At 40.8% G+C, this 25,278-nt stretch carries 25 protein-coding genes and 1 riboswitch; of the genes, 9 read left to right on the top strand and 16 right to left on the bottom strand.

Annotated elements, in window-relative coordinates; all coding sequences use genetic code 11:
* The first annotated feature begins 177 nt into the window (after positions 1–177).
* Positions 178–1,968, top strand: coding sequence for a patatin-like phospholipase family protein (locus tag EAH57_RS11530; protein WP_121930177.1), 1,791 nt, complete (start codon positions 178–180; stop codon positions 1,966–1,968).
* A 3-nt stretch (positions 1,969–1,971) separates the two neighbouring features.
* Here the strand turns inward: EAH57_RS11530 and EAH57_RS11525 are convergent, their stop codons facing one another.
* Both EAH57_RS11525 and EAH57_RS11520 read right to left on the bottom strand, forming a co-directional pair.
* The gene (locus EAH57_RS11525; protein WP_121930176.1) at positions 1,972–3,153 is read right to left on the bottom strand and encodes a hypothetical protein; all 1,182 of its coding nucleotides are present in this window, start codon (positions 3,151–3,153) and stop codon (positions 1,972–1,974) included.
* A gap of 5 nt (positions 3,154–3,158) precedes the next feature.
* A complete protein-coding gene (locus EAH57_RS11520; RefSeq protein WP_121930175.1) occupies positions 3,159–3,380 on the bottom strand; it encodes a hypothetical protein in 222 nt (73 codons plus the stop codon).
* A 184-nt stretch (positions 3,381–3,564) separates the two neighbouring features.
* Positions 3,565–3,738: riboswitch (FMN riboswitch) on the top strand.
* 94 nt (positions 3,739–3,832) lie between these two features.
* Here EAH57_RS11520 and ribB point away from each other — a divergent pair.
* On the top strand, positions 3,833–4,492 hold the full coding sequence (gene ribB / locus EAH57_RS11515) for a 3,4-dihydroxy-2-butanone-4-phosphate synthase (RefSeq protein WP_121930174.1): 660 nt from the start codon (positions 3,833–3,835) through the stop codon (positions 4,490–4,492).
* A 47-nt stretch (positions 4,493–4,539) separates the two neighbouring features.
* On the opposite strand, the gene EAH57_RS11510 is transcribed toward ribB, so the two are convergent.
* A complete protein-coding gene (locus EAH57_RS11510; RefSeq protein ID WP_121930173.1) occupies positions 4,540–5,214 on the bottom strand; it encodes an HAD-IA family hydrolase in 675 nt (224 codons plus the stop codon).
* Between the two features lie 93 nt (positions 5,215–5,307).
* Here EAH57_RS11510 and EAH57_RS11505 point away from each other — a divergent pair, with 93 nt between their 5' ends.
* Both EAH57_RS11505 and EAH57_RS11500 read left to right on the top strand, forming a co-directional pair.
* A complete protein-coding gene (locus EAH57_RS11505) occupies positions 5,308–6,075 on the top strand; it encodes a hydroxymethylpyrimidine/phosphomethylpyrimidine kinase (protein WP_121930172.1) in 768 nt (255 codons plus the stop codon).
* 295 nt (positions 6,076–6,370) lie between these two features.
* Positions 6,371–8,425 carry a TonB-dependent siderophore receptor gene (locus EAH57_RS11500; protein WP_171407445.1) on the top strand — a complete coding sequence of 685 codons (2,055 nt, stop codon included), beginning with the start codon at positions 6,371–6,373 and terminating at the stop codon, positions 8,423–8,425.
* Between the two features lie 116 nt (positions 8,426–8,541).
* Here the strand turns inward: EAH57_RS11500 and lysM are convergent, their stop codons facing one another.
* The 7 genes from lysM to EAH57_RS11465 all read right to left on the bottom strand — a co-directional run bounded on the left by lysM (position 8,542) and on the right by EAH57_RS11465 (position 12,702).
* Positions 8,542–9,015: a peptidoglycan-binding protein LysM gene (gene lysM / locus EAH57_RS11495; RefSeq protein WP_005198127.1), complete on the bottom strand. Its 474-nt coding sequence runs from the start codon at positions 9,013–9,015 to the stop codon at positions 8,542–8,544.
* Between the two features lie 205 nt (positions 9,016–9,220).
* Positions 9,221–9,457 carry an acyl carrier protein gene (gene acpP / locus EAH57_RS11490; RefSeq protein ID WP_121930170.1) on the bottom strand — a complete coding sequence of 79 codons (237 nt, stop codon included), beginning with the start codon at positions 9,455–9,457 and terminating at the stop codon, positions 9,221–9,223.
* 186 nt (positions 9,458–9,643) lie between these two features.
* Positions 9,644–9,880 carry an acyl carrier protein gene (gene acpP / locus EAH57_RS11485; RefSeq protein ID WP_004655272.1) on the bottom strand — a complete coding sequence of 79 codons (237 nt, stop codon included), beginning with the start codon at positions 9,878–9,880 and terminating at the stop codon, positions 9,644–9,646.
* An 86-nt stretch (positions 9,881–9,966) separates the two neighbouring features.
* The gene (fabG, locus tag EAH57_RS11480) at positions 9,967–10,701 is read right to left on the bottom strand and encodes a 3-oxoacyl-ACP reductase FabG (protein WP_121930169.1); all 735 of its coding nucleotides are present in this window, start codon (positions 10,699–10,701) and stop codon (positions 9,967–9,969) included.
* Positions 10,698–11,684, bottom strand: a complete 987-nt coding sequence (fabD, locus tag EAH57_RS11475) for an ACP S-malonyltransferase (RefSeq protein WP_121930168.1) — start codon at positions 11,682–11,684, stop codon at positions 10,698–10,700. The genes fabG and fabD overlap by 4 nt, the downstream gene beginning before the upstream one ends.
* Before the next feature lie 197 nt (positions 11,685–11,881).
* Positions 11,882–12,067 carry a 50S ribosomal protein L32 gene (rpmF, locus tag EAH57_RS11470; RefSeq protein WP_004638135.1) on the bottom strand — a complete coding sequence of 62 codons (186 nt, stop codon included), beginning with the start codon at positions 12,065–12,067 and terminating at the stop codon, positions 11,882–11,884.
* Between the two features lie 74 nt (positions 12,068–12,141).
* The gene (locus tag EAH57_RS11465) at positions 12,142–12,702 is read right to left on the bottom strand and encodes a YceD family protein (protein ID WP_004670011.1); all 561 of its coding nucleotides are present in this window, start codon (positions 12,700–12,702) and stop codon (positions 12,142–12,144) included.
* Positions 12,703–12,798: 96 nt separating this feature from the next.
* Between EAH57_RS11465 and EAH57_RS11460 the strand changes: the two genes are divergently transcribed.
* Positions 12,799–13,461 (top strand): elongation factor P hydroxylase, encoded by a 663-nt coding sequence (locus EAH57_RS11460; RefSeq protein ID WP_121930167.1) that lies wholly within the window; start codon positions 12,799–12,801, stop codon positions 13,459–13,461.
* Positions 13,462–13,549: 88 nt separating this feature from the next.
* Positions 13,550–14,167 (top strand): L-threonylcarbamoyladenylate synthase, encoded by a 618-nt coding sequence (locus tag EAH57_RS11455; RefSeq protein ID WP_004670005.1) that lies wholly within the window; start codon positions 13,550–13,552, stop codon positions 14,165–14,167.
* Positions 14,168–14,178: 11 nt separating this feature from the next.
* Here EAH57_RS11455 and EAH57_RS11450 read toward each other — a convergent pair whose 3' ends face one another.
* Positions 14,179–14,898: a GNAT family N-acetyltransferase gene (locus EAH57_RS11450; protein WP_121930166.1), complete on the bottom strand. Its 720-nt coding sequence runs from the start codon at positions 14,896–14,898 to the stop codon at positions 14,179–14,181.
* 244 nt (positions 14,899–15,142) lie between these two features.
* Between EAH57_RS11450 and EAH57_RS11445 the strand changes: the two genes are divergently transcribed.
* Genes EAH57_RS11445 through rluB form a run of 3 tightly spaced genes read left to right on the top strand, consistent with a single transcriptional unit; the run spans position 15,143 to position 17,519 of the window.
* Positions 15,143–15,937 carry a segregation and condensation protein A gene (locus EAH57_RS11445; protein ID WP_121930165.1) on the top strand — a complete coding sequence of 265 codons (795 nt, stop codon included), beginning with the start codon at positions 15,143–15,145 and terminating at the stop codon, positions 15,935–15,937.
* Positions 15,934–16,533: an SMC-Scp complex subunit ScpB gene (scpB, locus tag EAH57_RS11440; RefSeq protein WP_121930164.1), complete on the top strand. Its 600-nt coding sequence runs from the start codon at positions 15,934–15,936 to the stop codon at positions 16,531–16,533. The genes EAH57_RS11445 and scpB overlap by 4 nt, the downstream gene beginning before the upstream one ends.
* 41 nt (positions 16,534–16,574) lie before the next feature.
* On the top strand, positions 16,575–17,519 hold the full coding sequence (gene rluB, locus EAH57_RS11435) for a 23S rRNA pseudouridine(2605) synthase RluB (RefSeq protein WP_121930163.1): 945 nt from the start codon (positions 16,575–16,577) through the stop codon (positions 17,517–17,519).
* A 53-nt stretch (positions 17,520–17,572) separates the two neighbouring features.
* Here rluB and EAH57_RS11430 read toward each other — a convergent pair whose 3' ends face one another.
* The 5 genes from EAH57_RS11430 to EAH57_RS11410 are packed head-to-tail and all read right to left on the bottom strand — an operon-like array spanning position 17,573 to position 25,266.
* Entirely contained in the window at positions 17,573–19,303 is a 1,731-nt protein-coding gene (locus tag EAH57_RS11430) for an ABC transporter ATP-binding protein (RefSeq protein ID WP_121930162.1), read from the bottom strand.
* Between the two features lie 14 nt (positions 19,304–19,317).
* On the bottom strand, positions 19,318–20,460 hold the full coding sequence (locus EAH57_RS11425) for an ABC transporter permease (RefSeq protein WP_121930161.1): 1,143 nt from the start codon (positions 20,458–20,460) through the stop codon (positions 19,318–19,320).
* Between the two features lie 7 nt (positions 20,461–20,467).
* Positions 20,468–21,406, bottom strand: a complete 939-nt coding sequence (locus EAH57_RS11420; protein ID WP_004669991.1) for an ABC transporter permease — start codon at positions 21,404–21,406, stop codon at positions 20,468–20,470.
* An 11-nt stretch (positions 21,407–21,417) separates the two neighbouring features.
* On the bottom strand, positions 21,418–23,433 hold the full coding sequence (locus tag EAH57_RS11415) for a M3 family metallopeptidase (RefSeq protein ID WP_121930160.1): 2,016 nt from the start codon (positions 23,431–23,433) through the stop codon (positions 21,418–21,420).
* A 21-nt stretch (positions 23,434–23,454) separates the two neighbouring features.
* Positions 23,455–25,266: an ABC transporter substrate-binding protein gene (locus tag EAH57_RS11410; RefSeq protein WP_121930159.1), complete on the bottom strand. Its 1,812-nt coding sequence runs from the start codon at positions 25,264–25,266 to the stop codon at positions 23,455–23,457.
* Between the last annotated feature and the right edge of the window lie 12 nt (positions 25,267–25,278).

Here is a 25,278-nt window from a genome sequence, read left to right as displayed (position 1 = left end):
CAGTCAAAAATGAACTGGCTTTTTTTATAGCTAAGCTTTTTACATCTACATAAATGTATCTCCCAAAAACCTACATACAAAAAATGTCTAAACAACAGTCCTACTTTACGCAACCATACTTGTAAAAGAGCTCAATGCTTTATTAAATGAATAGAAAATAAAGATAATTTGAAGAATATGGATATTATAAAAACACTGAGTAAAGTTTCAGTATTTGCGGAACTAGAAGCAGCCACACTGAGCGTCATCGCCAGTTATGGACATATTCTGCATTTACAAACAGGGCAAATGCTTTATCAGCTCGATGATATTGCTGATCATGTTTATATTATTGCTTATGGTCGCGTTAAGCTCACTACTGCTTCAGGTTTATCAACCTATTTGGGCCGTCACGAAATCGTGGGAGAAATGGGCAATATTTCCAAGCAGCCACATCACGGTACCGTTCATGCCATCCGAGATACCACCCTTTTCGCGATTCCACAGCAACCATTTTTAGACTTCATCCATCAATATCCTAAGGTTTTATTGGCCTTGACTCGACTCATCATCGCTCGCACACAACCCGAACTACAACACACTCATGCCATGAGCCATAACCGAACGTTATCTGTTGTTCCTGTTGCATCACAGATTCCAGCTATTCATCTCGCAGAACAATTGACTGAGCATTTACAACGATGGCCACATGTTCGATTAGTTACCGCCGCACATGTGGATGCACTATTTGGCTTCGGTTTTAGTCAAACAGCTCTCGACTACGGTGCAGATGATTTAAAATTACGTCAATGGTTAGCAAACCTTGAAGAAAAGCATTGTTACGTCCTTTATGCTGCACATACTCATGATGATGAATGGTCAAAGCGCTGTCTACATCAGGCAGATCGAATCTTAATCTTAGCAGAAGCCAATCACCCACCTGTTCAGACCCAACTGGTCGAGGTGTTAAATCAATATGATTGGCAAAGTCCCATAGAATTAGTGCTATTACGCTCTGAGGGAGATCCCTCCCCTCATACACTGAGCTGGAAACAGCTTTATCATGCTCGTGCCCATTATTTTATTCACCCTTGGGCGCAGGCAGATATCAGCGCTGTCGCTCGGCAAATCTCCAGTCAAGGTTTAGGTTTGGTCCTTGGTGGTGGCGGTGCGCGTGGATTTGCTCATATTGGTTTAATTCGCGCATTGGAGCAATTACATATCCCAATCGACATTGTAGGGGGAACCAGTATGGGTGCATTTGTTGCCGCATTGGTCGCATGCGGTTTTGATAGTGTTGAAATGACCCATATTGCTTATGAAACTTTTGTTGCCCGAAATTATCTAAATGACTACACCATGCCAAAAGTTTCATTAATCCGAGGACAACGATTTCATACCCGATTACAGTCTATTTTTGGACATCGACGAATTGAGGAGTTGAAACGAACCTATTATTGTATTTCCACCAATCTATCGACGGGTCAAGCTGTCATTCATGATCAAGGTGAATTGGCAACATGGGTCGGTACCAGCATGAGTGTGCCTGGCGTTGCACCGCCTGTTGCATGGCATGAGAACTTATTGTGCGATGGCGGTATCATCAATAATCTCCCCACAGACGTGATGCAAAATTTAGAAAGAGGTGTAATTATTGCCAGTAATGTCAGTTTAAATGATGATATTCGCATACCAGGAATTGGTTTAAATGAACCTGACCAAAGTGCCCTTCTGAACTGGAACAAATTGATTAAAGATAAACTTTTACCAGCACCTCGACTGGCTGAAATTTTAATGCGCACCGCTACACTTGCCAGTGACACCATGATTCAAGCAGCTGCGATTGAACGGGCGAACTTGCATATTCGTATGCCAATTGAAGGTATCGCTATGTTTGACTGGCATAAATTAGATGAATTAGTAGAGCGTGGCTATGAGCACGCTTTAGCAACACTACTTCCGATTCGCGACACACTACCCTATTCCTAAAACTCAATCTACAACAGGTACATCAATCTGATAATGATCTAATAAATCATCGAGATATTGATAAGTTTCAGCATCGAGTTGCCGCATATAAACATTGAGAATTTTCCGACATTGTCGCTGTTTGTCTATCGGCATACGACCAACGATATCGAAAGTTACCTCCCATTGCGAACGCAACAAGGAAGCATAGGCAATATGATGTAAAACCTGCTCATCAATTTGTGCAATGGCTATGGCAACCCCCTGCCTTGCCTCATCTTGCATATAATTCACAACCACCAACATATCAGTCCATAAATGACAATGATCTGCGGCAGCCACGATGCTTTGAATAATGTCGACTTGTCGCAATGCAGGTAAATTTGCAACATAATGCTGAGCCTGAGCAGATAGGCCTGCGACAACGGGCAACATATCCTCCCAAAGTTGATCTTCCTGAGCCGCCTGAATAATCGCGTTAATGACCGTCTCACCTTGCTGTACGGCTAAATCCCCAAGCTCTTGTTTTAATTCATAACCAATATGGCTCATTAATGCCAATAATTTGGGCCAAACTAGACGTTGCGTCGGATCACAGATAATCAATAATGCCTTTTCTATACGTGCTTTCGGTATGACATGAACCAAATGATCAATGCGCTCTCTAGATTCAATATAAAAAGCGATTTCTAAAAGATCACTTTCTTGTTCAACAATCTGAGCAACATCTTGCACCACCTCATCAGACAACATGCTCACGAAGCGGCCCATGGTCACAAAATCACGCTTTTGCAAAAGCACTTGAGCAATCTCGATAATTTGATGGGTGGTTAAGTAAACCAACAGCTCTCGTGCCAATCGTGGGTCAAGATGAACTGAGATTTCAGCAAGTGTGTCGGCGGATAATTTTTTAGCAATCCGATATAAGTTTTCAGTGGATAGGTGTACGGCAATCTGTACCACAATCAACGGATCTAAAAATCGTTTAACCATGAAAACATTTAACCAATTTGGCAACCAATTGACCCAAATTGCCAAATGTCGAAACCGTGCTTTTTGCTGATCTTGTAATAATTCAATGATTGCAAAGCGAAATTGTCTAAGGCTTTCTGGTGCTATGCTTTGCAAGAAGGCCAGCTGTTGTTCTGAAATACTTAAAATACGTGCAAGTTTTATAATTTCTGCATGCACTGCTAATCGAGTCATCGCCCTTACCTCTGCATTTTATTTCTAAAAAATAGCCGTAAAAAGAAAGGAACTTGAAATAGATGCTGATTAATTTTCCGATTTTCTTCTAACACAGTGCGCTGTAACTGCTGATTTAACCAAGTCAACTCTTGCGCGGATAAATGGGAAAAATCTTTGAGATTCATCACTGGACGATGTATTTGTTGAGCGAGTTGTTCGAGGTCTGTTTGAACTGGTTTTTCCATGGGCGATTGCCTCCCTTTCTTGTTGTTCTATATTTTGAGTTTATGCTCAATTATGATCTATTACCAATTTCACTGATTAATGGAAAATAGTGAATTACATCTCAACATGATTTGTGGTCGCTATAGAACGTTTCATTCCATAAAAATTATATTCTTCACGTAAAATATGACTATAATCAAAACACATCGCTTCAGGGCGGGGTGAAATTCCCCACCGGTGGTAAGTTAGGCTTTGCTCATCAATGACCTAACCAGCCCACGAGCCTGTATATTGAGGGTTATGAAATATCCCACGTATACTCGCAGATTTGGTGAGATGCCAAAGCCGACGGTATAGTCCGGATGAAAGAAGACGAAATCACCAAAACAAACTTGGTTTGTTTTAGTGCGCGCTTATTTTTGCATCAGTCCTGAAATGTTCAACCGTAACCTATTTACGAGAGCGTTTCATTATGTCTAGTTTAATCCAACCCGAACTTTTCTTTTCAGCCCTTTCCCCTGCTGAACAACGTATTCAACACGCTTTAGATGATATCCGCCAAGGCAAACCTGTGTTGGTAATGGATGATTTTGACCGTGAAAATGAAGCGGACTTAATTGTTGCATCCGAAACATTAACTGTCGAAACCATGGCACAAATGATCCGTGATGGTTCAGGGATTGTTTGTCTTTGCTTAACTGAAGAATTGGCAGATCATTTACAACTTCCACCCATGGTCATGGATAATTCAAGTCAGTTCAAAACAGCCTTTACCGTGACGATAGAAGCGGCACAAGGTGTGACCACAGGTGTTTCTGCCAAAGATCGTGTCACCACAGTTTTAGCAGCGACCAAAGATGGTGCTGTTGCCAGTGATCTCAGTCGTCCCGGTCATGTATTTCCTTTACGTGCACGTGATGGTGGTGTTTTGACACGCCGTGGGCATACCGAAGGAACGATTGATCTAGCCCGTTTAGCTGGCTTGAAACCTTCAGGTGTCTTGTGTGAATTAACGAATCCTGATGGTTCGATGGCTTCAGGCATTCAAGTTTTAGCGTATGCACAAACACATGATTTGACGGTGATTAGTATCGAGGAATTAGTGCAATATCGCTTGAAGCATAATATTTAATTAAAAAAATAGCCTCGAATCATCGAGGCTATTTACCCATTCAATGCTTAAGAAACTTTTCGCTCTACATTTAACAATGCAACACACTCAATCAATTCATTAAATTGTGCAATCTGCGTTACTGGCTGAGCTTGGACCAATTCTTCCGCTGTCCCATATCCATAATTCACTGCAATCGTCTCAATATTATTGGCACGTGCGCCAATAATGTCATACTGACGATCACCCACCATAATACATTGCTGCGCATCCAACTGTTCTTTCTCAAGAATATAGGCAATCAAATCTGCTTTATTAGTACGTTCACCTGTCAGTTCACTGCCATAGATGCCTGTAAAATATTGATCCAACTTGAAATGAACCAAGATTTGTTTTGCATAAATCGTAGGTTTTGCTGTGGCTAGAAACAAGGTATAACCTTGTGCTTGCAATTGCTGCAAGGTCTCAACTACCGTTGGATAAACTTCATTTTCAAATAAACCGGTAACCGAAAAACGCTCACGATAGGCAGCTAAAGCTTGCTCAGCCAAAGCATCATCTTGTGTATTGAGTAATTTAGCCAACGAACCCTTCAATGGTGGGCCAATGGTCCAATCCAAGTCCACGACATCAGCCAACGGTTGGCCGAGCTTTGCTAAAGCAAAACGAATTGAACCATGAATCCCTGTTTTCGGGTCAGTCAAAGTACCATCTAAATCAATCAGAATATTTTTGATCGTCATTCGTCCAATCTCTTACAGCCTTACACAACAAAGTCGAGAGTTTCTCGAAACTTCCTTATACTAACGCAAATGAAAACATAAAAGGAAATTGCAGTGCGTCCAACCGTACTTTGTTTTTCAGGTTTAGATCCATCAGGTGGTGCTGGTTTACAAGCCGATATTGAAGCAATTGGGCAAAGTGGTGCACATGCTGCGATTGCATGTACCGCCCTAACTATCCAGAACTCTCAACAAGTGTTTGGTTTTGAAGCGACATCTAAAGAACTGTTGCTTGCGCAAGCAAATGCTGTGGTCGGCGATCTACCGATTAAATGCGTTAAATCTGGAATGCTCGGTACGACAGATAATATTGCAGCTTTGGCAACGTTTTTACGCGAACATTTAGATTATCAATATGTACTTGATCCTGTACTCGTAGCGAATAGCGGCGGTTCATTGGGTGATCAAGCAACTTTAGTTAAAGCCTTTGTGGAGTTGATTCCTTTAGCCACAGTGATTACCCCAAATACGGTTGAATTAACGGCCTTAACGGGTATAGATGACATTGAACAAGCCACTCAAAAATTATTTGAAATGGGTGCAAAAGCAGTGCTGGTCAAAGGTGGGCATGAAGACACCCCAAATTATATTCGAAATGTCCTGTATGCGGATGGCAAAATGATTGCGGAAAGCCGTTGCCCTCGCCTAGAAGGACAATATCATGGTTCAGGTTGTTCTTTGGCAAGTTTCATAGCGGGACGATTGGCTTTAGGTGATTCACTCAAAATCGCAGTTCAACATGCAGAAACATGGTTATTTGGTGTATTAAAACATGCGGAAACACCTGTTCCAAATGGGCAAAAGATTCCAAAGCGGTTTTAAACCGCTTTGCTTATCCATAAAAAATTAAGCCAAGACTTTTACAAAAATCGATAACGGGTTCAATATCTTGCAGATCAGTAGTATCTTATTTTCAAAAAATACTAAGCATGCCCTACTATTTTAGGCATATCTAAGGCTCTATATGAAAATTTATCATCAACTTGGATAAACATATGCAAAATATTCAAGAACCTTAACTTGCTTATAAAATATAATAATTATCATTTTAATTTTCACTATATTCCTCATGCTGAAATACCGCCTCCTACCTAGCTTATTACCGCTTAGCTGCGCCATGACTGTTTTTGCCAATGATCAAGTGAATACGCTGCCGACCATCACCATTCAAGCCTCAACACCAGTCGAAAATTCTGAAAAAGAATATAAGGTCAATTCTGCAAGTTCTGCGACACGCACATCTACTTTACTTAAAGATACGCCACAAGCTGTAACTGTGGTCAATAAAGCAGTACTTGAAGATATCCAAGCAACCCGTTTATCCGAAGCACTTGATGTAGCGGGACTTGGACGCGCAAATAACTTTGGCGGTCAAGGGCTGACCACATTCACATCTCGAGGCTTTACCAGCGGCGAATATTATAGAAATGGCTTTCCGATTAACCGCGGTTATCCAAATGCACCTGATAGCTCAACCATCGAGCGTGTAGAAGTTTTAAGAGGTGCTTCATCAAGCCTGTATGGTCGTGGTGATCCAGGAGGTACTTTTAACGTGGTGAGCAAAGTACCCCTCGCCGAACGAAAAACAGTACTTGGTTTGAGTATCGATGATGAGGGGCTATATCGCAGTACAGTGGATACCACTGGCTCTTTGACTCAAGATAACAGTGTCAGCTACCGTTTAAATTTAATGGGGGAAAATGGAGATACTTTTCGAGAACATGTTGACTCAAAACGCTGGAACATTGCACCCGTTATTCAATGGACACCTTCAGAGAATACCAAAGTGATCTTTGAAGCAGATTTGTTACGTAACCAACATGCTTTAGATCGTGGTTTTACTCGCTATGATGGTCAACAAAAATCTTCTTTTGATCCCAAAGAATATTGGTGGGAATCTGGAAAAAAACGAAATCGACTCTATAACGACAATGATATGTTCCAATTACGCGTTGAACATAACCTCAATGATGCATGGAAACTGAATGTAGGTACGCAATATTTAGATGGAAATTTACATGGTTATGCTGTTGAAGCAAATGGTGTAAAAGCCAATAGTCATGGCGAAATCATTACTCGAAATTATAATTGGCGAAATTTAGATTGGAATGACAAAAATATTCAAGCTAGCCTTGTCGGTGAGTTTAATCTGTTTAACCTAGAACATACGTTAGTGTCTGGAATAGAATTTGAAAATTATGACTACCGTTCCTATATTATTCGCTCCACTGCACCATTTGATTTAAATATCCACAACCCCGATCGTACTCAGCCACTGCCAGAGTTAGTCAACGTCACCACACATGATCATGAACAACTGCGTAGCAAAGCTTTCTATGTTCAAGATCAAATTCGTTTAACAGACCGACTCAATACCCTGATTGGTTTACGTTTTGAGCATTACGAACAGGATTATACGAATTTTATAAATAATTCTTCATGGTCAACTGATCACAATACAGTCATACCGCGTATTGGATTTACTTATGATTTGACCGATCAATTCACGCTTTATAGCAACATCAGTAAATCATTTAAGCCAAACTCTGGTGCAGATCGAAATAATCAAGGCTTTGATCCTGAAGAAGGTATTTCTTATGAAATCGGTTCAAAATATGCCCTTCTTGATCATAAACTTTCATTTGAAAATGCAATTTATTATGTCAAAAAAGAAAATGTGCTGACATTAGATCCACTCGATTCAACGAAAAGCGTTGCCGCCGGTGAAGTCACAAGTAAAGGCTTTGATCTCAGTTTAGTTGGAAATCTCACCCCAGAGTGGAAAATAATTGGGAATTATGCCTATACCGATGCTGCGGTGAGTAAAGATAATGGCTTAACTAAAGGAACACGTTTAGCTAATATTCCTAAAGATTCATTCAATCTATTAAGTATTTATGAGTTTCAATCAGATGCATTAAATGGTTTAGGTTTAGGCTTAAACCAGCGCTATGTTGCCAGCCGAAAGGGACAAACTGCAAATAATACGTACAGCATGGGAAGTTATGCGACTACAGACTTTATTTCTTATTACAATCTGTCATCGGACATACGTTTCAGTTTTGATATTAAAAATATCTTTAATAAAAAATATGATGATAGCGCGTTTAATCGCTATGTTTATCCAGGACAGCCACGAACAGTCAAACTTGGGATGACCTATAGTTTTTAAGTACGTATATCCGTTCACTTTGAGTCTGTGCGAAGTGAACTGAACATATATTTTTAGCACTTTCTACTCAATATCAAAAAAGGCGCTTAATGCGCCTTTTTTTAGGATCAAGTAAATTATTGTGGAATACGTAATACCTGACCTGGGAAAATATCATCTGCATTTTTCAGCAATGGTTTATTCGCTTCAAAAATTTTATTGTATTGGTTTGGATCACCATAATACTCTTTTGAAATCTTAGACAAGTTATCGCCTGATTTTACTGTATAGAACTTACTTTCTGGTTCGGCTGTTTCAACCGTCATTTGATCATCAACTTGTGCAACATGATCAATATTCCCAACAGCAAGTACAATCTTTTCTTTATCTGCTTGGCTTTTTACCTGCCCTTTAATCACAGCGGTATCTGTCGCACCATTATAAGTAACTGATAGGCCATCAACACCTAAACCTAAGCTTTTAATCAAACCCAATAGTTTATTTGCTACTTCCTGAGCTGACGGCTCAGCTGGTGATGCTGGCGCAGCTTGTGGTTCTGCTGGCGCAGTATTTTTCTTGCCAATACCTTTAACAAAATCAAAAAGACCCATTCTTATTTCCTCTTTAATTATTCATGAAGCGTAGTCAAAATTGACCTACTTATTAGTTATACAGAAAAAAATAATCTCTCTAGTTTCAATTTAAATAGGTCTTGTAATTCTATGTATATTTTTTAGCTAATTTTCAAATGTTAACTACAAAAAAAGCTACATCATGGCTGCTTTCGCTCAGCATAAAGTATTATGCAATTTCACCTCACTCCAGAGAGCATTTCAAAAAATCAATGACAGATTGAACTGTGGTAAATTTTTCAGCTTCCTCATCAGGAATTTCTACATCAAATTCTTCTTCAATAGCCATAACAAGCTCAACCACATCCAAAGAGTCAGCACCTAAATCATCCATAAAAGATGCTCTAGGCACAACCTCGTCCTCATCTACACCAAGTTGATCAATGATGATTTTTTTAACACGCTCTTCGATACTACTCATAAAGTTTCCTCTTGTTGTTATGCTTTAATAAGTTATTTTAAATAGCATAAATTTTATACACACAAATAAATTCTTTTCATATTTAGCGTTTATTTTTTCTTGTAAGAATATGTATATTCTCTATACCGTTATAAATTTAGATCACAAAAAAGCCACCTTACGGTGGCTTTCGATCATGCAGGATGATTAACCAAGTTTCTTGGTTACATAATCAATTGCAGATTGAACTGTTGTGATTTCATTTGAATCTTCATCTGGAATGGTGATGTCAAAGTCATTTTCAAATGACATAACAAGTTCAACCAAATCCAAAGAGTCAGCACCTAAGTCATCCATGAAAGATGCTTCGTTTTTGATCTCTTCAGCACGCATACCTAATTGTTCAGCTACAGCTTGCTTGATGCGTTGTTCGATATCGCTCACAGGAATTCTCCTCATTGCTTGTGGCGTTTTAATTTGCCACTAGTTTAATTGAATATTAAAATTTTTAAAAGTTTATACGTCGCCACTTAGGCCATGTATAAACCACCATTTACGTGTAAAACTGTACCAGTAATGTAACTAGCATTATCGCTTGCAAGGAAACTCACTGCATTTGCAATATCTTGGGGTTCACCTAGACGATTTAAAGCTACTTGATCGATCATTTTTTTACGAACATCTTCGCTTAACTGATCAGTCATTTCAGTTGCGATAAAACCAGGTGCAACACTGTTTACCGTAATCTGACGGCTCCCCATCTCTTTCGCTAAGCTACGACTGAATGCTTCAATCCCTGCTTTTGCGGCTGAGTAATTGGCTTGTCCTGGGTTAGCAAAATGTGCAACCACAGAACTGATGTTAATAATGCGTCCAAAGCGTGCTTTGGTCATGCCTTTCAATACTCGCTTAGATAAACGGTAAACCGCTTTCAAGTGAATATTGAGAATGTCATCCCAATCATCTTCGGACATACGCAATAACAAATTATCTTTGGTAATTCCCGCATTGTTGACCAATACCAGAACCGAACCATATTGCTGCTCGATATGCGAAACAAGTGTATCGATTGCCTCGCCATTACGAACATCAAGTACCGCACCCGTTCCATGCTCAGCAAAACTGTCTTTCAGTTTTTGCGCGCCTGATTCAGAAGTCGCGGTACCAACGACAAAAAAACCGTCTTGAATGAGTTGCTGTGCAATTGCTGCGCCAATACCTCGGCTTGCTCCTGTCACTAACGCAACTTTTCGTTGTTGTGTCATGCAATTTTTCCTTCTGCCACTAACACTGCGTTTAGGGCATCTTCCATACGTGCTTTGCTATCAATGGCAAATGCTTTTTCTATGTTCGGTAATCGCTTGGCAAGATTACTAAGTACTGTACCCGGCCCACATTCGACCACATACTGAATACCCTGATCTTGTAGATATTGCATGGTACGTGTCCATTGTACCGATTGGTACAATTGGGCAGTGAGTGCCTGACGTAATTGAGCAACATCCGTAGCGATTTCCGCGTTGACATTTTGTATTACAGGAAGGTGGGGTAGCTCAATGGCAGTTTGTTCCAAAGCGTCAGCAAACTGTTCTGCTGCTGATCTCATCAATGAACAATGTGAAGGGACAGAAACAGGTAATGCGATGGCTTTACCAGACTGTGCTTTTGCCTCAGCCATGACTTGCTGAACCAACGCAGTACTCCCCGCAATCACAACTTGACCTTGCGCATTGTAATTTGCGGCCTCAACCGAACCCTGACCTGAGGCAGATGCATTTTGACAAAGCTCAATCACTTTTTCATCAGCCAAACCAAGGATTGCAGCCATCGCACCTTCACCTTGAGGGACAGCACTTTGCATCAATTTACCACGCAAATTGACCAACTTCACTGCATCACCCAGCGTCATTGCTTCTGCTGCAACTAAGGCGCTGTATTCTCCTAAAGAGTGTCCAGCCAAGTATTTCGGTACAATACCACCTAGCTCTAACCATACACGCCACAACGCAATACTTGCGGTAAGTAACACGGGCTGGGTATTTTCAGTTTGATCTAAACCTTCACCACTTTGAGCAATCTGCCAAAGGTCAAAACCAAGCGCTTCTGAAGCTTCAGCAAAGGTGTCTTGAACAACACTAAACTGCTCTGCAAGTTCAGCCAACATACCTACTTTTTGCGAGCCTTGACCCGGAAAAACAAATGCTGTTTTTGTTGCTTGAGCTGCCTGCTCAAGTCGTTTAGTCGACATATAAAAATCCTTAAATTAGTCTATTGCCAATTTCATCAACACTCATGATTCTACATGAGAATGACGATAGACTCTTTAGCGATGCGGCAATTTAACATTGATTAAATCTTTTTATAATTGCGAAAAACAACAAAAAAGGGAGCTTTCGCTCCCATTTTTTTTATACTTTAAGCTATCGCTTAATGCATATGATTCAATTATTCAGCATCAGCTGCTTTAGCGAATAATTGACGACCACGGTAAATACCATCTTTAGTCACGTGGTGACGACGATGAGTTTCACCCGTAGTTTGGTCTACAGATAATGCATTCTCGGTTAAAGCGTCATGTGAACGGCGCATGTCACGGCGAGAGCGACTTTTACGGTTTTGCTGAACGGCCATGATGGCTCCTTACAAAGATCGAAAAAATGGATCAGAACAAATTCGGTTGTCTTAACTCAACATTATAACATAAATTATGAGCTAAGTTTACCCTTCAGGCCAGCCAAAACATCAAACGGGTTATCCCGCTTTTCTTCGACATCATCCTGAGTGGCAGGTCGATGCTTATGCTCACAAACATCATGTTTAGGAGATAAAGGCATCAACAGTAACAGTTCATCTTCTAGTAATGCGAGTAAATTGATCGATGCAGGTGTATCAAAATCACCTTTTTTCGAAGATTCACTTTCACCTAAAACGATGAAATCAGCATCCTCATCCAATCGCTCTATCAGTGACTCATCATCAATCAAGGCTAAATGAAAGTCTGAAACCAATTCAATTTCAACAGTTCCCAAACAACGTTGGCATTCCATTGGAACTTTGGTTTCAATATGTCCATCTAACCATATAATACGATGATAGATATCCATTGATAGCTTACAGTCTATGTTGATCAATTGATCATCAATTGAACCAACAGCTTCTCGAGCAATACGAGCAAAGCGAGACAATGGCAGTGTTCCTGACCATGTAAAGCCCTGTTCAGCCCATTTAAATGGCTCGATTTGGCTTGGAAAAGTATTTGCTGACATAATTAAGAGCGCGATTTTACAAATTCATCGGTACTCTGTCAAAGATTAAGATACAATTTTGCACTTCTTTTGACAGAACTCAGGGTAAATCAAGCAATGCACCTGTTGCAGCCGCAACTTGAAGTAACAACTTCACTACTCATTCGCACCCATTCAACCACTACTGCTGCATTAATGCCAGATCAAGTGCAACATTTATCATGGCAAAAGTTAACGACAGAATCAGAGCAGGTCGATTGGCTTATTTTACACTTTAATTCTTGGTTTTCCCACCATAATGTCACTTTAGTCAAAGGTGATTTTGAACCAGAGTATTTCCCAGCAACTTTTCAACAAGCTGCAAGAATTCAATTTGCACATGGTTTCTTTAATAGTGCCCTGCATGAAATCAGCCATTGGACAATCGCAGGTGAGAAACGCCGCTTACTTCCCGACCTTGGATATTGGTATGCACCTGATGGTCGAAGTGCTGAACAACAAAGCTTATTTGAACAAGTTGAAATCAAACCGCAAGCGATTGAATGGTTATTTTCAACCGCCTTTGGTCGAAAATTTCGTGTGTCTTTAGATAACTTAACGGGCGACAGCGGAAATGGACGACAGTTTAAAGATCATGTGTTTGCTCAAGTACAACGGTATTTTTCTGGTGAAGCAAAGCTACCTCGTGATGCTGCGCATTTTATTTATTGCATTTGTCTTTGCACACGCAATGGATCACCATTACAACTCAATGAATTTAAACGTGAATACCTTGATTAAATGACAAAATTATCACATCAAACTCTTGCAACATGCCCACAACAAGTTTCATACTAAATTCAGCCATATAGATCAGGGAGTTATAATAATGTTGCATTTACATATTCATCCTGAAAATCCACAGGCTCGCTTAATCACTCAAGCCGTTGACCGTATTCGTGCTGGTGACGTTGTGGTATATCCAACTGATGCGGCCTATGCCATTGGTTGCCAGATTGGTAATAAAAGTGCGATGGAACGTATTGCTCAAATTCGTGGTTTAGGTCCTAAACATCAATACGCCATCATGTGCTGTGATTTATCAGACATTGCAACTTATGCCAAAGTTGATAATGCAATGTATCGTTTGCTTAAAAATAACACACCTGCTGTGACCACTTTTATTTTGCCAGCAACAAGTGAAGTACCAAAACGCTTGATGCATCCGAAGAAAAAAACCATCGGTCTACGTATTCCAAGTAATCCAATTGCTCAAGCATTATTAAAAGAGTTAGATGAACCTTTACTCACCAGTACCTTGATCTTGCCGAATCAAACAGATCCTTTAGATGACCCATTTGATATTGAAAATCAGCTCGGCAAACGTATTGATGTATTTATCGATGGCGGTTTTGGAATGTTAGCAACCACAAGTATTGTGGATTTATCAGGTGAAAATCCAGAAGTCATTCGTCGTGGGATTGGGGATGTGAGTGCTTTTGAGTAAGCACTTACATTTTAGTCAATCATAAAATCAGACAATCGCTGTTTCTGAAAACCCTGTTCATCAAAATTTTGGGGGCTTAACCATTGTTGATAAACTTGTTCCAAAGCTGACCATTCTTCATCAAGAATCGAAAACCAAGCTGTGTTGCGATTTCGACCTTTTACAATCCGATCCTGACGAAATAGACCTTCATACTGGAACCCAAAACGCAATGCCGCTGCTTTTGATGGTGCATTGAAATCGTCACATTTCCATTCCACACGTCTAAAACCCTGTTTAAAAGATTGTTGTAATAATAAAAATATCGCTTCAGTCGATGCTTTTGATTTTTTCATCTTATGTGAAAAGTAAACATTACCGATTTCAATCGCGCCATGTTCAAGTCTTGGATTTAATAACGCAATCCAGCCCTGTACATCCCCATCGATTTCGATCAGAAAATGGGTGGAATCTTTAAAATTAAATAAATTATGCAAAGCATCTTTTACAACGTCTTGACTCTGTGGTGCGGGATAAGGCAGGTAGGTCCAACATCCATCATTCGGTTCTGTTGAAACACTCGTCCATATTTGACTGAGGGCTTGGTCGGACACGCCACCAGCAATATCAATCAAGTTAACGTATTGTCCGTTTAAATCACCGATAATTGACCGAGCAGATACATAATTTTCAATTGAAAGGCCAATTTTTTGTCCAAGTTGATTTTGTTGCGTGCTTAAATAATGTTTCATAATAATTTATCATTTAAAGAAAATGAGGTTTTCGTCACTAATTTAAGCATAATTTTTCCCTTCCCAATATAATTTTGCATAAATCTAGAAAATACCCTGAGAACTTTAAGGTTTTTGTAAGTGAGTAATTTATTAAATTTGCTATTTCGATTAGAATAGCCGTGCTCTTAGTAGTATGTGTCATCCCTTGATCACAAAAACGATCCCTTCATGCTTTTGAAAATTCGCGTGGCTTATAACGGTAATGAATCAAATCCTATCTTCCTCTCTGGAGTTAACTCCTTCCATTCGTGTGCTTGACGAGTGGCATGACACCATACCTGAAGATTTGTATATACCGCCTGCTGCATTTGAAATCTTACTGGAACAATTTGAAGGGCCGCTGGACTTTCTCATTTATCTGATTCAAAAAAATGGTTTTGATCTATTACACATAGATATTGCACCGATTGCGACTCAGTATCTTAGCTATATGGATAGCATGAAGTCATTGAATATTGAACTGACGGCTGATTATATGGTGATGGCGGCTCTGCTTGCTGATTTAAAATCACGTTTATTATTGCCGAAAGTCACGGTTGTTGATCAATTTGAAAAAGATCCTAAACAAGAGCTGATCGATCGTTTAGAAACCTATTTGCGCATAAAACAAGCTGCTGAAAGATTAGGTCAAATGCCGATCTTTGAACGCGATACCTTTAGCGCAAATGTCAGTATTGGTCATATTGCACCCATTTACGAAGGTTATGATGTCGAGGCTTTACGCGATGCGATATTCTGTGTGTTTAACCGTCCTGAGCCAATAACGCATGTTGTGGCTCAAGAACCTGTTTTACTCGAAGAACGTATTGCCTTTATCCAACACCAACTTGCATCTGGTGAGGCATTGAGTTTTATTGAATTACTTAACTCACAACAAGGTCGCATGGGTATGGTTGTGACCTTTATGGCGGTGCTTGAACTCACACGTCAGCAAAAAATTCAAATTATTCATACAGGAATTGAAGCACCGTTAACTGTTCAAGGCGTTGCAGCATGAGTTTAGATCAATTGGACTCAAATGAAGGTATGTCGCTTGAAGACATTCATCATGATGTTTTATTGCAAATTGAAGCAATTTTATTCGCCAGTGACTCACCAGTCTCACTTGCACGACTAAAAGAAGCATTTCAAAACCAATATAATAAGCAACAGTTACGTCAGTTTTTGCAACAATTGGCTATGTTACAACATGGTCGCTCCATAGAATTGATTGAAACGGTACAAGGGTTTCGTTTTCAAGTCCGAGCCAAATATCGGAATATTATTGCGCAGGTTTGGCCAGAACGCCCAACCAAACTGTCACCCTCACTACTCGAAACAGTAGCAGTGATTGCGTATCATCAACCCGTCACACGTGCCGATATTGAACAAATTCGTGGCGTATCAAATAATAGTCAGATTTTAAGAACGCTTTTTGACTGGAACTGGATCAAAGAAGCTGGTTTCAGAGATTTACCTGGAAGACCTGCGTTGTTAGTTACAACGCCCCAATTTTTAAATGCATTTGGTCTAGCCTCGCTAGGTCAACTGCCTCCCCTACAGAACGCCAAGGAAGCATTCATGACACTCGACGCACATGCGCCGAAGTCTTGATAAGGTGAACTGTTGATCATTATGTCTAAGGTTGTGCTGTCATGAGTGAAAAATTACAAAAGGTGTTAGCGAGGGTTGGGCTAGGCTCACGTCGCTATATGGAAGAAGTTATTGCTGCTGGTCGTGTCAGCATCAATGGTCGTATTGCACAGGTCGGTGAACGAATTGAACCGACGGATGAACTGCGTATTGATGGTCGTAAAGTCCAATTCCAAATTGAAGATGAAATCCGTCGTCGTGTTTTGGTTTACTACAAACCTGAAGGCGAAATTTGTTCACGTAATGATCCTGAGAATCGCCCAACTGTTTTTGAACAGTTACCACAAATTGCCAATGATCGTTGGGTCATGGTTGGTCGTCTGGATATTAACAGTACTGGTTTATTGTTATTTACCAATGATGGTGAGCTTGCCAATCGTTTGATGCATCCATCTAATGAAATTGAGCGTGAATATGCGGTACGTGTCATGGGTGAAGTGACACCACAAATTCGCAACAATATGCTCAAAGGTGTAGAGCTTGAAGATGGCCCTGCCAAATTTGAATCATTCACTGACATTGGTGGTGATGGGATCAACCGTTGGTATCAAGTTGTGGTCAAAGAAGGTCGTAACCGTGAAGTACGCCGTATTTTTGAAACACAAAGTTTAAAAGTTAGTCGCCTACTGCGTACCCGTTACGGCACAGTGATTCTACCACGCGAATTGCGTACAGGTCGCTGGATGGAATTGGATAAAGGCGATATCGATAATCTTGCGAAATCTGTTGAATTGAAACCACGTCAAGGCACTGGTTTATTTGGTATGGCCAAACGTCGTAGTGACAGAATGATTGAAAAACCAATGGCTGCACGTCGTGGTGGTTATTTACGTCAACAACGTCGTGATGATGAACAACCAGAACAACGCCCGAACAGCAATTCTAAAAATCAAAATACCAGTGACCGTAAACCTCTTGGTATCAGTAAAGGCTTTAAGAAGTTTTAAGACTTTACCTTGATATAAAAAAACGCTCAAATTTGAGCGTTTTTTTATCACTGCTAGCGATTAGATATGATGCCTTGTGGAATTGCATTCAGCAGTTTTTGAGTGTATTCATGTTGAGGATGTAAATACAGCTCATCTGAATCTGCAATTTCGACGATCTCTCCATGATTCATCACCATCACTTGATCCGAAATATATTTTACAACCGATAAATCGTGTGAAATAAAAATATAACTCAAACCAAACTCATCCTGTAAATCTTGCAATAAGTTCAACACCTGTGCCTGCACTGATACATCAAGCGCAGATACCGACTCATCACAGATCAAAATCTCAGGTTTTAATGTCAAACAACGGGCAATCGCAATGCGTTGACGCTGACCACCTGAAAACTCATGTGGATAGCGATCATAAGCTTGATCAGGCAAACTGACTCTCTCTAAAAGCGCTAATGCAATTTTTTTACGTTCCGCATCATTTTCACCGATACCATGAATGCGCATTGGCTCAAGTAAAATCTGCCCAATGGTAAAGCGTGGATTGAGCGAAGCATATGGATTTTGAAAGATGATTTGTATCTTCCGCTGGTAGAGGGCAAATTCTTTCTCCGTCATGGAAAGAATATCTTTCCCATCAATCAATATTTGTCCACCCGTGGCTTCATGTAAACGCATCAGCAATAAGCCAATTGTGGTTTTTCCTGAGCCTGACTCTCCCACCAACCCCAAAGTTTTACCTTTTGCTAGTTGGAAAGAGACACCTTTTACCGCCTGAAACTCCTCATGCCCCCATAAACCTTTACGGCTATAAAAAGACTTTTTCAAATCTTTAACCTCCAGCACGATTTTCTCTAGACCTGTAAGCCCTCTTGTTCGCTCTTGAAGATGAAGGGTGGACAGATTAATCGCTTCAACCAGTTGCCCATTTTCCTGTTTCATAAAATCACTGGTGACAGGCAAGCGATATGGACGCGATGAAAGTTGAGGACGACAATGCAAAAGCGCACGTGTATAAACATCATTGGGTTGTTCAAGCACTTGTTTCACATCACCACTTTCACGAATTTCACCATGTCGCATCACAATCACTTCATCAGCAATTTCACCGACCAAAGCTAAGTCATGGGTGATAAATAACATCGACATTTCATGACGCTGACGTAAAGATTCGAGCAAATCAATAATTTGCTTTTGAATCGTTACATCCAAAGCAGTTGTCGGTTCATCGGCAATCAAGAGCTTTGGTTCACAAGCGATCGCCATCGCGATCATAATACGTTGTTGCTGACCTCCTGAAAGCTGACTTGGATAAGCATCAATTTTGCTCTCAGGTGAAGGAATCCCAACTTCCTTTAGTAATTCCAAAACGCGTATTCGCGCCTGCTTTCTCCCCATGCCAAGGTGAATACGAAGAACTTCAGCAATTTGATCCCCTACTGTAAACACAGGATTCAACGATGACATTGGCTCTTGGAAAATCATGGCAATGTCTTTACCACAAATACTCCGAATCTCTTTCGCTGAGAGATTAAGTAAATCTTTACCCTCAAAGATAATTCTACTTTGCTCAGAGACTTGGCTTTGTCCTTTGGGTAGCAACCCCATAACCGCAAGCGAAGTGACCGATTTACCACTTCCAGACTCCCCCACCAAGGCAACAGTCTTGTTTTTAGGAATCGAAAATGAAATCCCTTTGACTGTTTCAATCCACTGTTTATCCTCACCTTTAAAACTAACCCGAAGATTTTCTACATTTAATAGCAGTGTTTCATCATTACGTATCATCTCATTCCACTCCGCTATTTCAGTTTAGGGTCTAATGCATCACGCAATGCATCGGTGAACATTGAAAATGCGGTGACTAACACTGCCATAGCGATCGATGCTGCAGCTAATTGCCACCATTTGCCTAGAATCAACTCAGTTTGTGCTTCATTCAACATGCTTCCCCACGACACCACCCCCACAGGAACACCAAAACCAAGGAAGCTTAGAATCACTTCTGACTTGATAAATGCCACCACAAGAATAGAAATTTGTACTAAAGCAATATGACTGACATTGGGAAAAATATGCACAAACATACGGCGCGAATGGCTGACACCAATCGCCTTAGCAGCCAGTACATATTCGCGAGATTTGTGCTTCATATACTCGGCACGAATCAAGCGAAATACACCTGTCCAGCCCGTTAAACCTAAAATAAGTACAATCGAAAGTACCCCTTTTTGTTGCAGAACCGCCGCAACGGCTAACACCAATAACAGATAAGGAATTGAGGTAAAAATATTGTAGAACCAGTTCAGTACATCATCGACCCAACCACCAAAATAGCCTGCAATCGCCCCTAAACCAGTACCAATCACCACTGCCAATAACGCAGATAGCAATCCAACGAGGATCGATGTTTCGGCACCTTTGATGGTTTTGAGTAAAATGTCTTGCCCCCACTTATCAGCACCAAAAGCGAGTGTAGTTTTTAATTCTTGGCTATGATCGAGTAAATGCTCACCCAATTGCTGATCAATGGCTTGCATATCTGCTGCTAAAGGATCTGTCACCCCATAGTAATCAATTGGAGTTTCGGTGATCTGCTCATTCGCAATTTGAATATTCAATTCACGAATAATCTCTTTTAAAGGATCAACAGGGTTTTCAGGTAAAGCTTGCAATGGTTCTGATTTTTTCTCAGCAATCCGTTCCTCAATATCAGCACCGATAAAAGTAGGTGGTGCATAACTCACAGCAACCTCTTTATTCCAATTCGATGCAATCACACCCGTTACCGACAGAACCAATATGATGAAATAACTCAGCACGACGAGTAGCGAAACCATTGCGATACGATCCGCTTTTAAGCGCTGCACAGCCAACTGCCAGAGTCCAGACGAAGTTGCGCTAGACTGAGCAGATGCGTTTCTTTTGAATAATATATTCAGCATATTGCACCTACTTCAACTGTACGCGCGGATCGATTAATTTATAAATCAGATCAGCTATTAAGTTAAAACACATGGTCGCAGCAGCGATGTACACGGTAATAGCTTTAATGACGGGAAAATCACTCCGCTCCACCGCAATAATGACTTCGCGACCAATGCCGGGAATACCAAAAAAGCGTTCAATTAAAAATGCACCGATCAGTAATGCAGGCAAAGTTGCCATGACATCGGTCACGATTGGGATAGATGCATTGCGTAATACATGCACACCAAAAATGCGATGTTCACCCACCCCTTTGGCGCGTGCAGTACGGACATAATCCTGATTGACTTCATCTAAAATAAAGCTGCGATATAGTCTGAGCGTTGGCGCAATACTCACCACTAGCATGATCAAAATCGGGAGTAAGGCATATTTAAATAAGTTTTCACTAAAACTATCGCTCCAGCCTTGCACTGGAAACCACCCCAATTGATAAGCAAAGAAATATTGAAAAACAATGATATAAACTAAAATACTAATCGACATACCGATGGTGCATAACATCATCACCATCCGATCAGTCAAACTGCCTCGCACTGAGGCAACTGCTAAAGCCAAAATGATCGAAATAATCGTTTGTAAAATCGTCAGTGGAATCAAGATGGTCAGTGATGGCCCTAAACGTGTCGTAATAATCTGGGAGACTGATTCACCGGTACTCCAACTCACCCCATAATCAAATGTTAAAATTTGCTGGATAAAAATCCAGAGTTGTACATAGTAAGGCTGATCAACCCCAAGCTGCTGACGAATATTTTCAATTTGTTCTGGATTCGACATTTTCCCTGCCAAGATATAAGCTGGATCACCCCCTACCCAATTGAACAAGAAAAAGATCAGCAGCACGACACCCAGCATAGTTGGGATCATCTGCCATATGCGACGTACAATATATGCCAGCATAAAGATGCCCCTTATTTAATTCGTTGACCTGAGATTTCATGGAAAAATGCGGTGTTGTTGGGTTTACGTCCAAGAAACGCTTCAACTAATGTTTGTGCAGGCTTTTGGCTACCTTGAGATAAAATTGTTTCGCGATAACGCTGTCCAACCTCAGCATTGTTCAGGTTATTGCCAAAGGCTGACAACATATCTAAGGCCATGACCTCTGACCACATATAGCCATAATAGCTGCTTTGATAACCGCCCATAACGTGCCCAAACTGACCTGGAAATTGTGTCGTAGGCACATAACCCAATGCGGTTGCACCCTCCATTTTCCCCCATAGATCAAGGGGGTGTACTTTCAAAGCATCAACACCATGTAGTGCCATATCGTACTGAGCATATAATGTTTGACGCGCATAATGCAGACCCCGCCCATAGCCATGTACTGCATTTAGTTTCTCGATTAAGGCATCATCGACACGTGGACACGCAGGGCTACAATAATCTGCGACTTTGGACAGGGTTTCTTTACGTCTCGCCCACTCTTCATACATTTGTGACGGCGCTTCAACAAAGTCACGTTCTACACTGGTTCCTGCTTGTGATGCATAACGCGTATCTGACAAAATGCCATGCAAAGCATGTCCAAACTCATGTACGAAGGTTTCCAACTCATCACTATTCAGCCCCTTGCGATTAAAATTGGTGACCAATGCTGAGATTGGTTTACGCTCAGTTAAACGACTTCGTCCAAAAACACTCCAAACCGCAGCATGGCCATACTTGCCTTCGCGTGGAAATTTATCCATGTACAAACCGCCGATTAATTGCTTTGTTTTCGCATCGACCACATCGTAATACTCGACTTCGTCTTGCCAAACTTCTACATTTACTGGCTTAAATTCAATCCCATATAAATCAGATGAAATAGCAAATAACCAATCTTGCGTCGCTTGTGTAGGGAAAAATTCCCGCAACTTTTCCTGATCAATTTGATATTTGACTTGGCGGAGTTTTTCACTCCAATATTCCTCGCTCCAACGCTCGATCTTGGCTTGTTGTAATGGAATATTTAAACTTTTTGCTTTGAACTCGCCTAAAGTCTGAACTTCTTTTTGTTCTAACGGCGCGACCGTTGCATGAACTTCTGCTAAAAATGTATTGACTGCCTCTGGTGTTTTTGCCATTCGCTTTTGTAAAACCCATTCAGCATAACTAGATTTGCCAAAAAGCTGCGCTAAGGCATAGCGTAAATCGATCGCTTGCTTCAGCAATGCTAAATTCTTTTCTCCACCACGACGACTAAAAGCAATTTGGTAGCGCTTACGCGCATCATCATTTTCCGCAAGCTGCATAAAAGGACGGTATTCAGGGTATTCAAAACCCAATAAATAATGACCTTTATCATTTTTGCTTAAAGCATCAATATAGCTTTGCGGTAAACCTTTTAACTCAGCGGCACTAAACTCTAATTTCTGTGGATTTTCACGTACATTTCTGGCATAGACCTGCTCAACCGTTGCGAGTTCGTCCAAAATCTCTTTCAGACGTTTTTGCTTGTTGGTGGTCAGCAGAATGCCTTTTTCTTCAAAATTATCCAAAATGTCTTGCTGAAATTTGCTGTCTATTGCATCAGATGGCTTTAGTTTTTTAAACTGCTGATAGAGCTTGGGATTTTGGAAAATATCGGTTTGGAACTGAGTAATTTTAACTTCACAATCCTCAGCCGCGTTGCGTACAGCCTCATCGGGATAAATGTTGCCATATAAACCAATCGGCCCATAAAAATCTTCAAATTCTGCAAAGATACGATCCCATTCTGCTAGAACAGGTGCTGCAGGTGCATCTTGTTTTAACCGCAACATTTCTACCGACTTTAGCTGTTTTTTCACCTCATTCATTTTGGCATCGCACATTGCTGCAATGTCTTGGGCCTGAAATGTTGGTAATGTCTGACGTTTTGTGGTTTCTGCGATTGCCATCTGGCTAACGCCCATCGTCAATACACATAAGGTGGTTAATTTAAAAGTATTGAATTTCATGATGACTCCAGTTCTTTATTTCTATTTCTTCATATCAATGTCGATGTACATCCATTCCGCAGGAAGAATCGGATGCTTTTTAAAACCAATCACACGAGGTTGAGCCAAGATGTTTCGGTAACGAGCACCGATCACTTGTACGGGCATATAGACTTCCAAGACACGTGACATTTTTCGGTATAAGGCATCACGTTCTGGACTAGGTGGCAGCTTCTGGGTTTGTTCGTATAGGCGGTCAAATTCAGGAATTTCGGCACAACTGTTGTTACTCACATGAACGTTCTTGCCATAAAAAAGCTGCATAAAATTATCTGCATCAGGATAGTCCGCAATCCAAGCAGATGTTTTGAACATGGTTTTGCATTGTTTTTCTAACTTCAGTGCTTCTGAAAATGGCAAAGATTTGGTGGTCATTTGGATCTTGAGACTATCCAGAATTTTTTTCCAAAACTCCGCTTGTTGCTGACTTCTTAGACTATTTCCAGAGATCGTCATATCAATTACAAGCGGCTTTCCATTCGGCAGCGTTCGCCAACCATTTGCACTCACCTTGTAGTTATAACGATCAAGCAACAGATTGGCGGCTTTGACTGAATACGGAATACTGCTTCTATAATCAGGATCGTAGCCGACTACACCATCTGGGATCAGTGCTTGTAATTTTTGGGCATCCCCTTTTTGCAAAATATTGATATAACTGTCGGCAGAAAAAGCCATAGCCATGGCACGGCGGAGTGCAATTTTTTCTTTACTCAACCCACCCACAATGGGGTTTTTCATATTCCAATAGTGATAGTCAATGGATGGATCAACGATACGAGATAGTTGCACACCTTTTTTCACCAATTCAGGTTTCAACTCACCATTTTGCAAAGCTTGAACGGTCAACTCACCATCGAGCTGAAATAAATCAACCTCATCTTTACTAAAGGACAGCCAACGTGATTGACCCTCTTCCATCACTTGTATATCGATGACACCAATTTGCGGCATCTGTTTGCCTTGCATGGCTTGAACAATTTTCTGGTCTTCAGCAGTACTCGCTTTAAAGTTCCAAACAAAACTTCGGAAGTTCGGATTGGCTTTTAAAATAATGCGTGACCCCGGTGTCCAACGAGCCAACATATAAGGACCTGTGCCCACAGGATGTCCCATAGCAAAACCAGCCTTGTTTCGATACTTTTCGATCACCTCTCTGGCAACTGCACCAGCAGGTTGATGTGCCAAGATCATCGGGAAGTTTTGATCAGGACTGGTCAGTTGAATCACCAAGGTATAGCGATCTGGTGTCTGTAAGCCGACAACAGGTAGATCGTAATTAAATTTTCCTGTTTTTTGTGCTTGCTTCAGCACTGCATCCATTCCCGCAATACGCCCATCCAGCAACCAACTGTTAGGTGAACGCAAGTTTGGATCGAGCAAGCGCTTAAAGGTATAAGCATAATCAGCCGAGGTTAGTTCCCGCTTTTTCCCTTTAAATACAGGATCATCAACAAAATAAATGCCTTTCTGGATTCGAATGGTATAAGTCAAACCATCTGCACTGACTTCTGGCAATGACAGCGCTGTTCGAGGTGTTAATTTTGCAGGTGAGGCCAAATAATCATAGGTAAATAAGGTCTCAAAAATAGATCCATTCACATGCGCAGAATATAAGTCGTGTACACCCGCAGGATCAAAACCTGTTTCTGCGACGGGAAAGACATAACGCAATACTTTATTGGGATCGGCTGGGCTTTTGGCAGCAAGCAATGAAGTTGAAAGCGTTGCCGTGAGCCCAACACAAATTGCCAAACCATAGCGTGTTAACGAAAGTTTAAAATTTTGCTTCATCTTGAACTCATC

This window comes from Acinetobacter sp. 2JN-4 (assembly GCF_003687745.1).
GTDB classification, from domain to species: Bacteria; Pseudomonadota; Gammaproteobacteria; order Pseudomonadales; family Moraxellaceae; genus Acinetobacter; species Acinetobacter halotolerans.
Note: the sequence above shows the minus strand (reverse complement) of the source record. Positions and strands in the feature narration are given on the sequence as shown.

Bases quoted from the DNA above. Each gene is read 5' to 3' on its own strand.
- EAH57_RS11530 (WP_121930177.1), top strand. From the start codon at position 178: ATGGATATTATAAAAACACTGAGTAAAGTTTCAGTATTTGCGGAACTA.
- EAH57_RS11525 (WP_121930176.1), bottom strand. From the start codon at position 3,153: ATGACTCGATTAGCAGTGCATGCAGAAATTATAAAACTTGCACGTATT.
- EAH57_RS11520 (WP_121930175.1), bottom strand. From the start codon at position 3,380: ATGGAAAAACCAGTTCAAACAGACCTCGAACAACTCGCTCAACAAATA.
- ribB (WP_121930174.1), top strand. From the start codon at position 3,833: ATGTCTAGTTTAATCCAACCCGAACTTTTCTTTTCAGCCCTTTCCCCT.
- EAH57_RS11510 (WP_121930173.1), bottom strand. From the start codon at position 5,214: ATGACGATCAAAAATATTCTGATTGATTTAGATGGTACTTTGACTGAC.
- EAH57_RS11500 (WP_171407445.1), top strand. From the start codon at position 6,371: ATGACTGTTTTTGCCAATGATCAAGTGAATACGCTGCCGACCATCACC.
- lysM (WP_005198127.1), bottom strand. From the start codon at position 9,015: ATGGGTCTTTTTGATTTTGTTAAAGGTATTGGCAAGAAAAATACTGCG.
- acpP (WP_121930170.1), bottom strand. From the start codon at position 9,457: ATGAGTAGTATCGAAGAGCGTGTTAAAAAAATCATCATTGATCAACTT.
- fabG (WP_121930169.1), bottom strand. From the start codon at position 10,701: ATGACACAACAACGAAAAGTTGCGTTAGTGACAGGAGCAAGCCGAGGT.
- fabD (WP_121930168.1), bottom strand. From the start codon at position 11,684: ATGTCGACTAAACGACTTGAGCAGGCAGCTCAAGCAACAAAAACAGCA.
- rpmF (WP_004638135.1), bottom strand. From the start codon at position 12,067: ATGGCCGTTCAGCAAAACCGTAAAAGTCGCTCTCGCCGTGACATGCGC.
- EAH57_RS11465 (WP_004670011.1), bottom strand. From the start codon at position 12,702: ATGTCAGCAAATACTTTTCCAAGCCAAATCGAGCCATTTAAATGGGCT.
- EAH57_RS11460 (WP_121930167.1), top strand. From the start codon at position 12,799: ATGCACCTGTTGCAGCCGCAACTTGAAGTAACAACTTCACTACTCATT.
- EAH57_RS11455 (WP_004670005.1), top strand. From the start codon at position 13,550: ATGTTGCATTTACATATTCATCCTGAAAATCCACAGGCTCGCTTAATC.
- EAH57_RS11450 (WP_121930166.1), bottom strand. From the start codon at position 14,898: ATGAAACATTATTTAAGCACGCAACAAAATCAACTTGGACAAAAAATT.
- EAH57_RS11445 (WP_121930165.1), top strand. From the start codon at position 15,143: ATGAATCAAATCCTATCTTCCTCTCTGGAGTTAACTCCTTCCATTCGT.
- scpB (WP_121930164.1), top strand. From the start codon at position 15,934: ATGAGTTTAGATCAATTGGACTCAAATGAAGGTATGTCGCTTGAAGAC.
- rluB (WP_121930163.1), top strand. From the start codon at position 16,575: ATGAGTGAAAAATTACAAAAGGTGTTAGCGAGGGTTGGGCTAGGCTCA.
- EAH57_RS11430 (WP_121930162.1), bottom strand. From the start codon at position 19,303: ATGATACGTAATGATGAAACACTGCTATTAAATGTAGAAAATCTTCGG.
- EAH57_RS11425 (WP_121930161.1), bottom strand. From the start codon at position 20,460: ATGCTGAATATATTATTCAAAAGAAACGCATCTGCTCAGTCTAGCGCA.
- EAH57_RS11420 (WP_004669991.1), bottom strand. From the start codon at position 21,406: ATGCTGGCATATATTGTACGTCGCATATGGCAGATGATCCCAACTATG.
- EAH57_RS11415 (WP_121930160.1), bottom strand. From the start codon at position 23,433: ATGAAATTCAATACTTTTAAATTAACCACCTTATGTGTATTGACGATG.
- EAH57_RS11410 (WP_121930159.1), bottom strand. From the start codon at position 25,266: ATGAAGCAAAATTTTAAACTTTCGTTAACACGCTATGGTTTGGCAATT.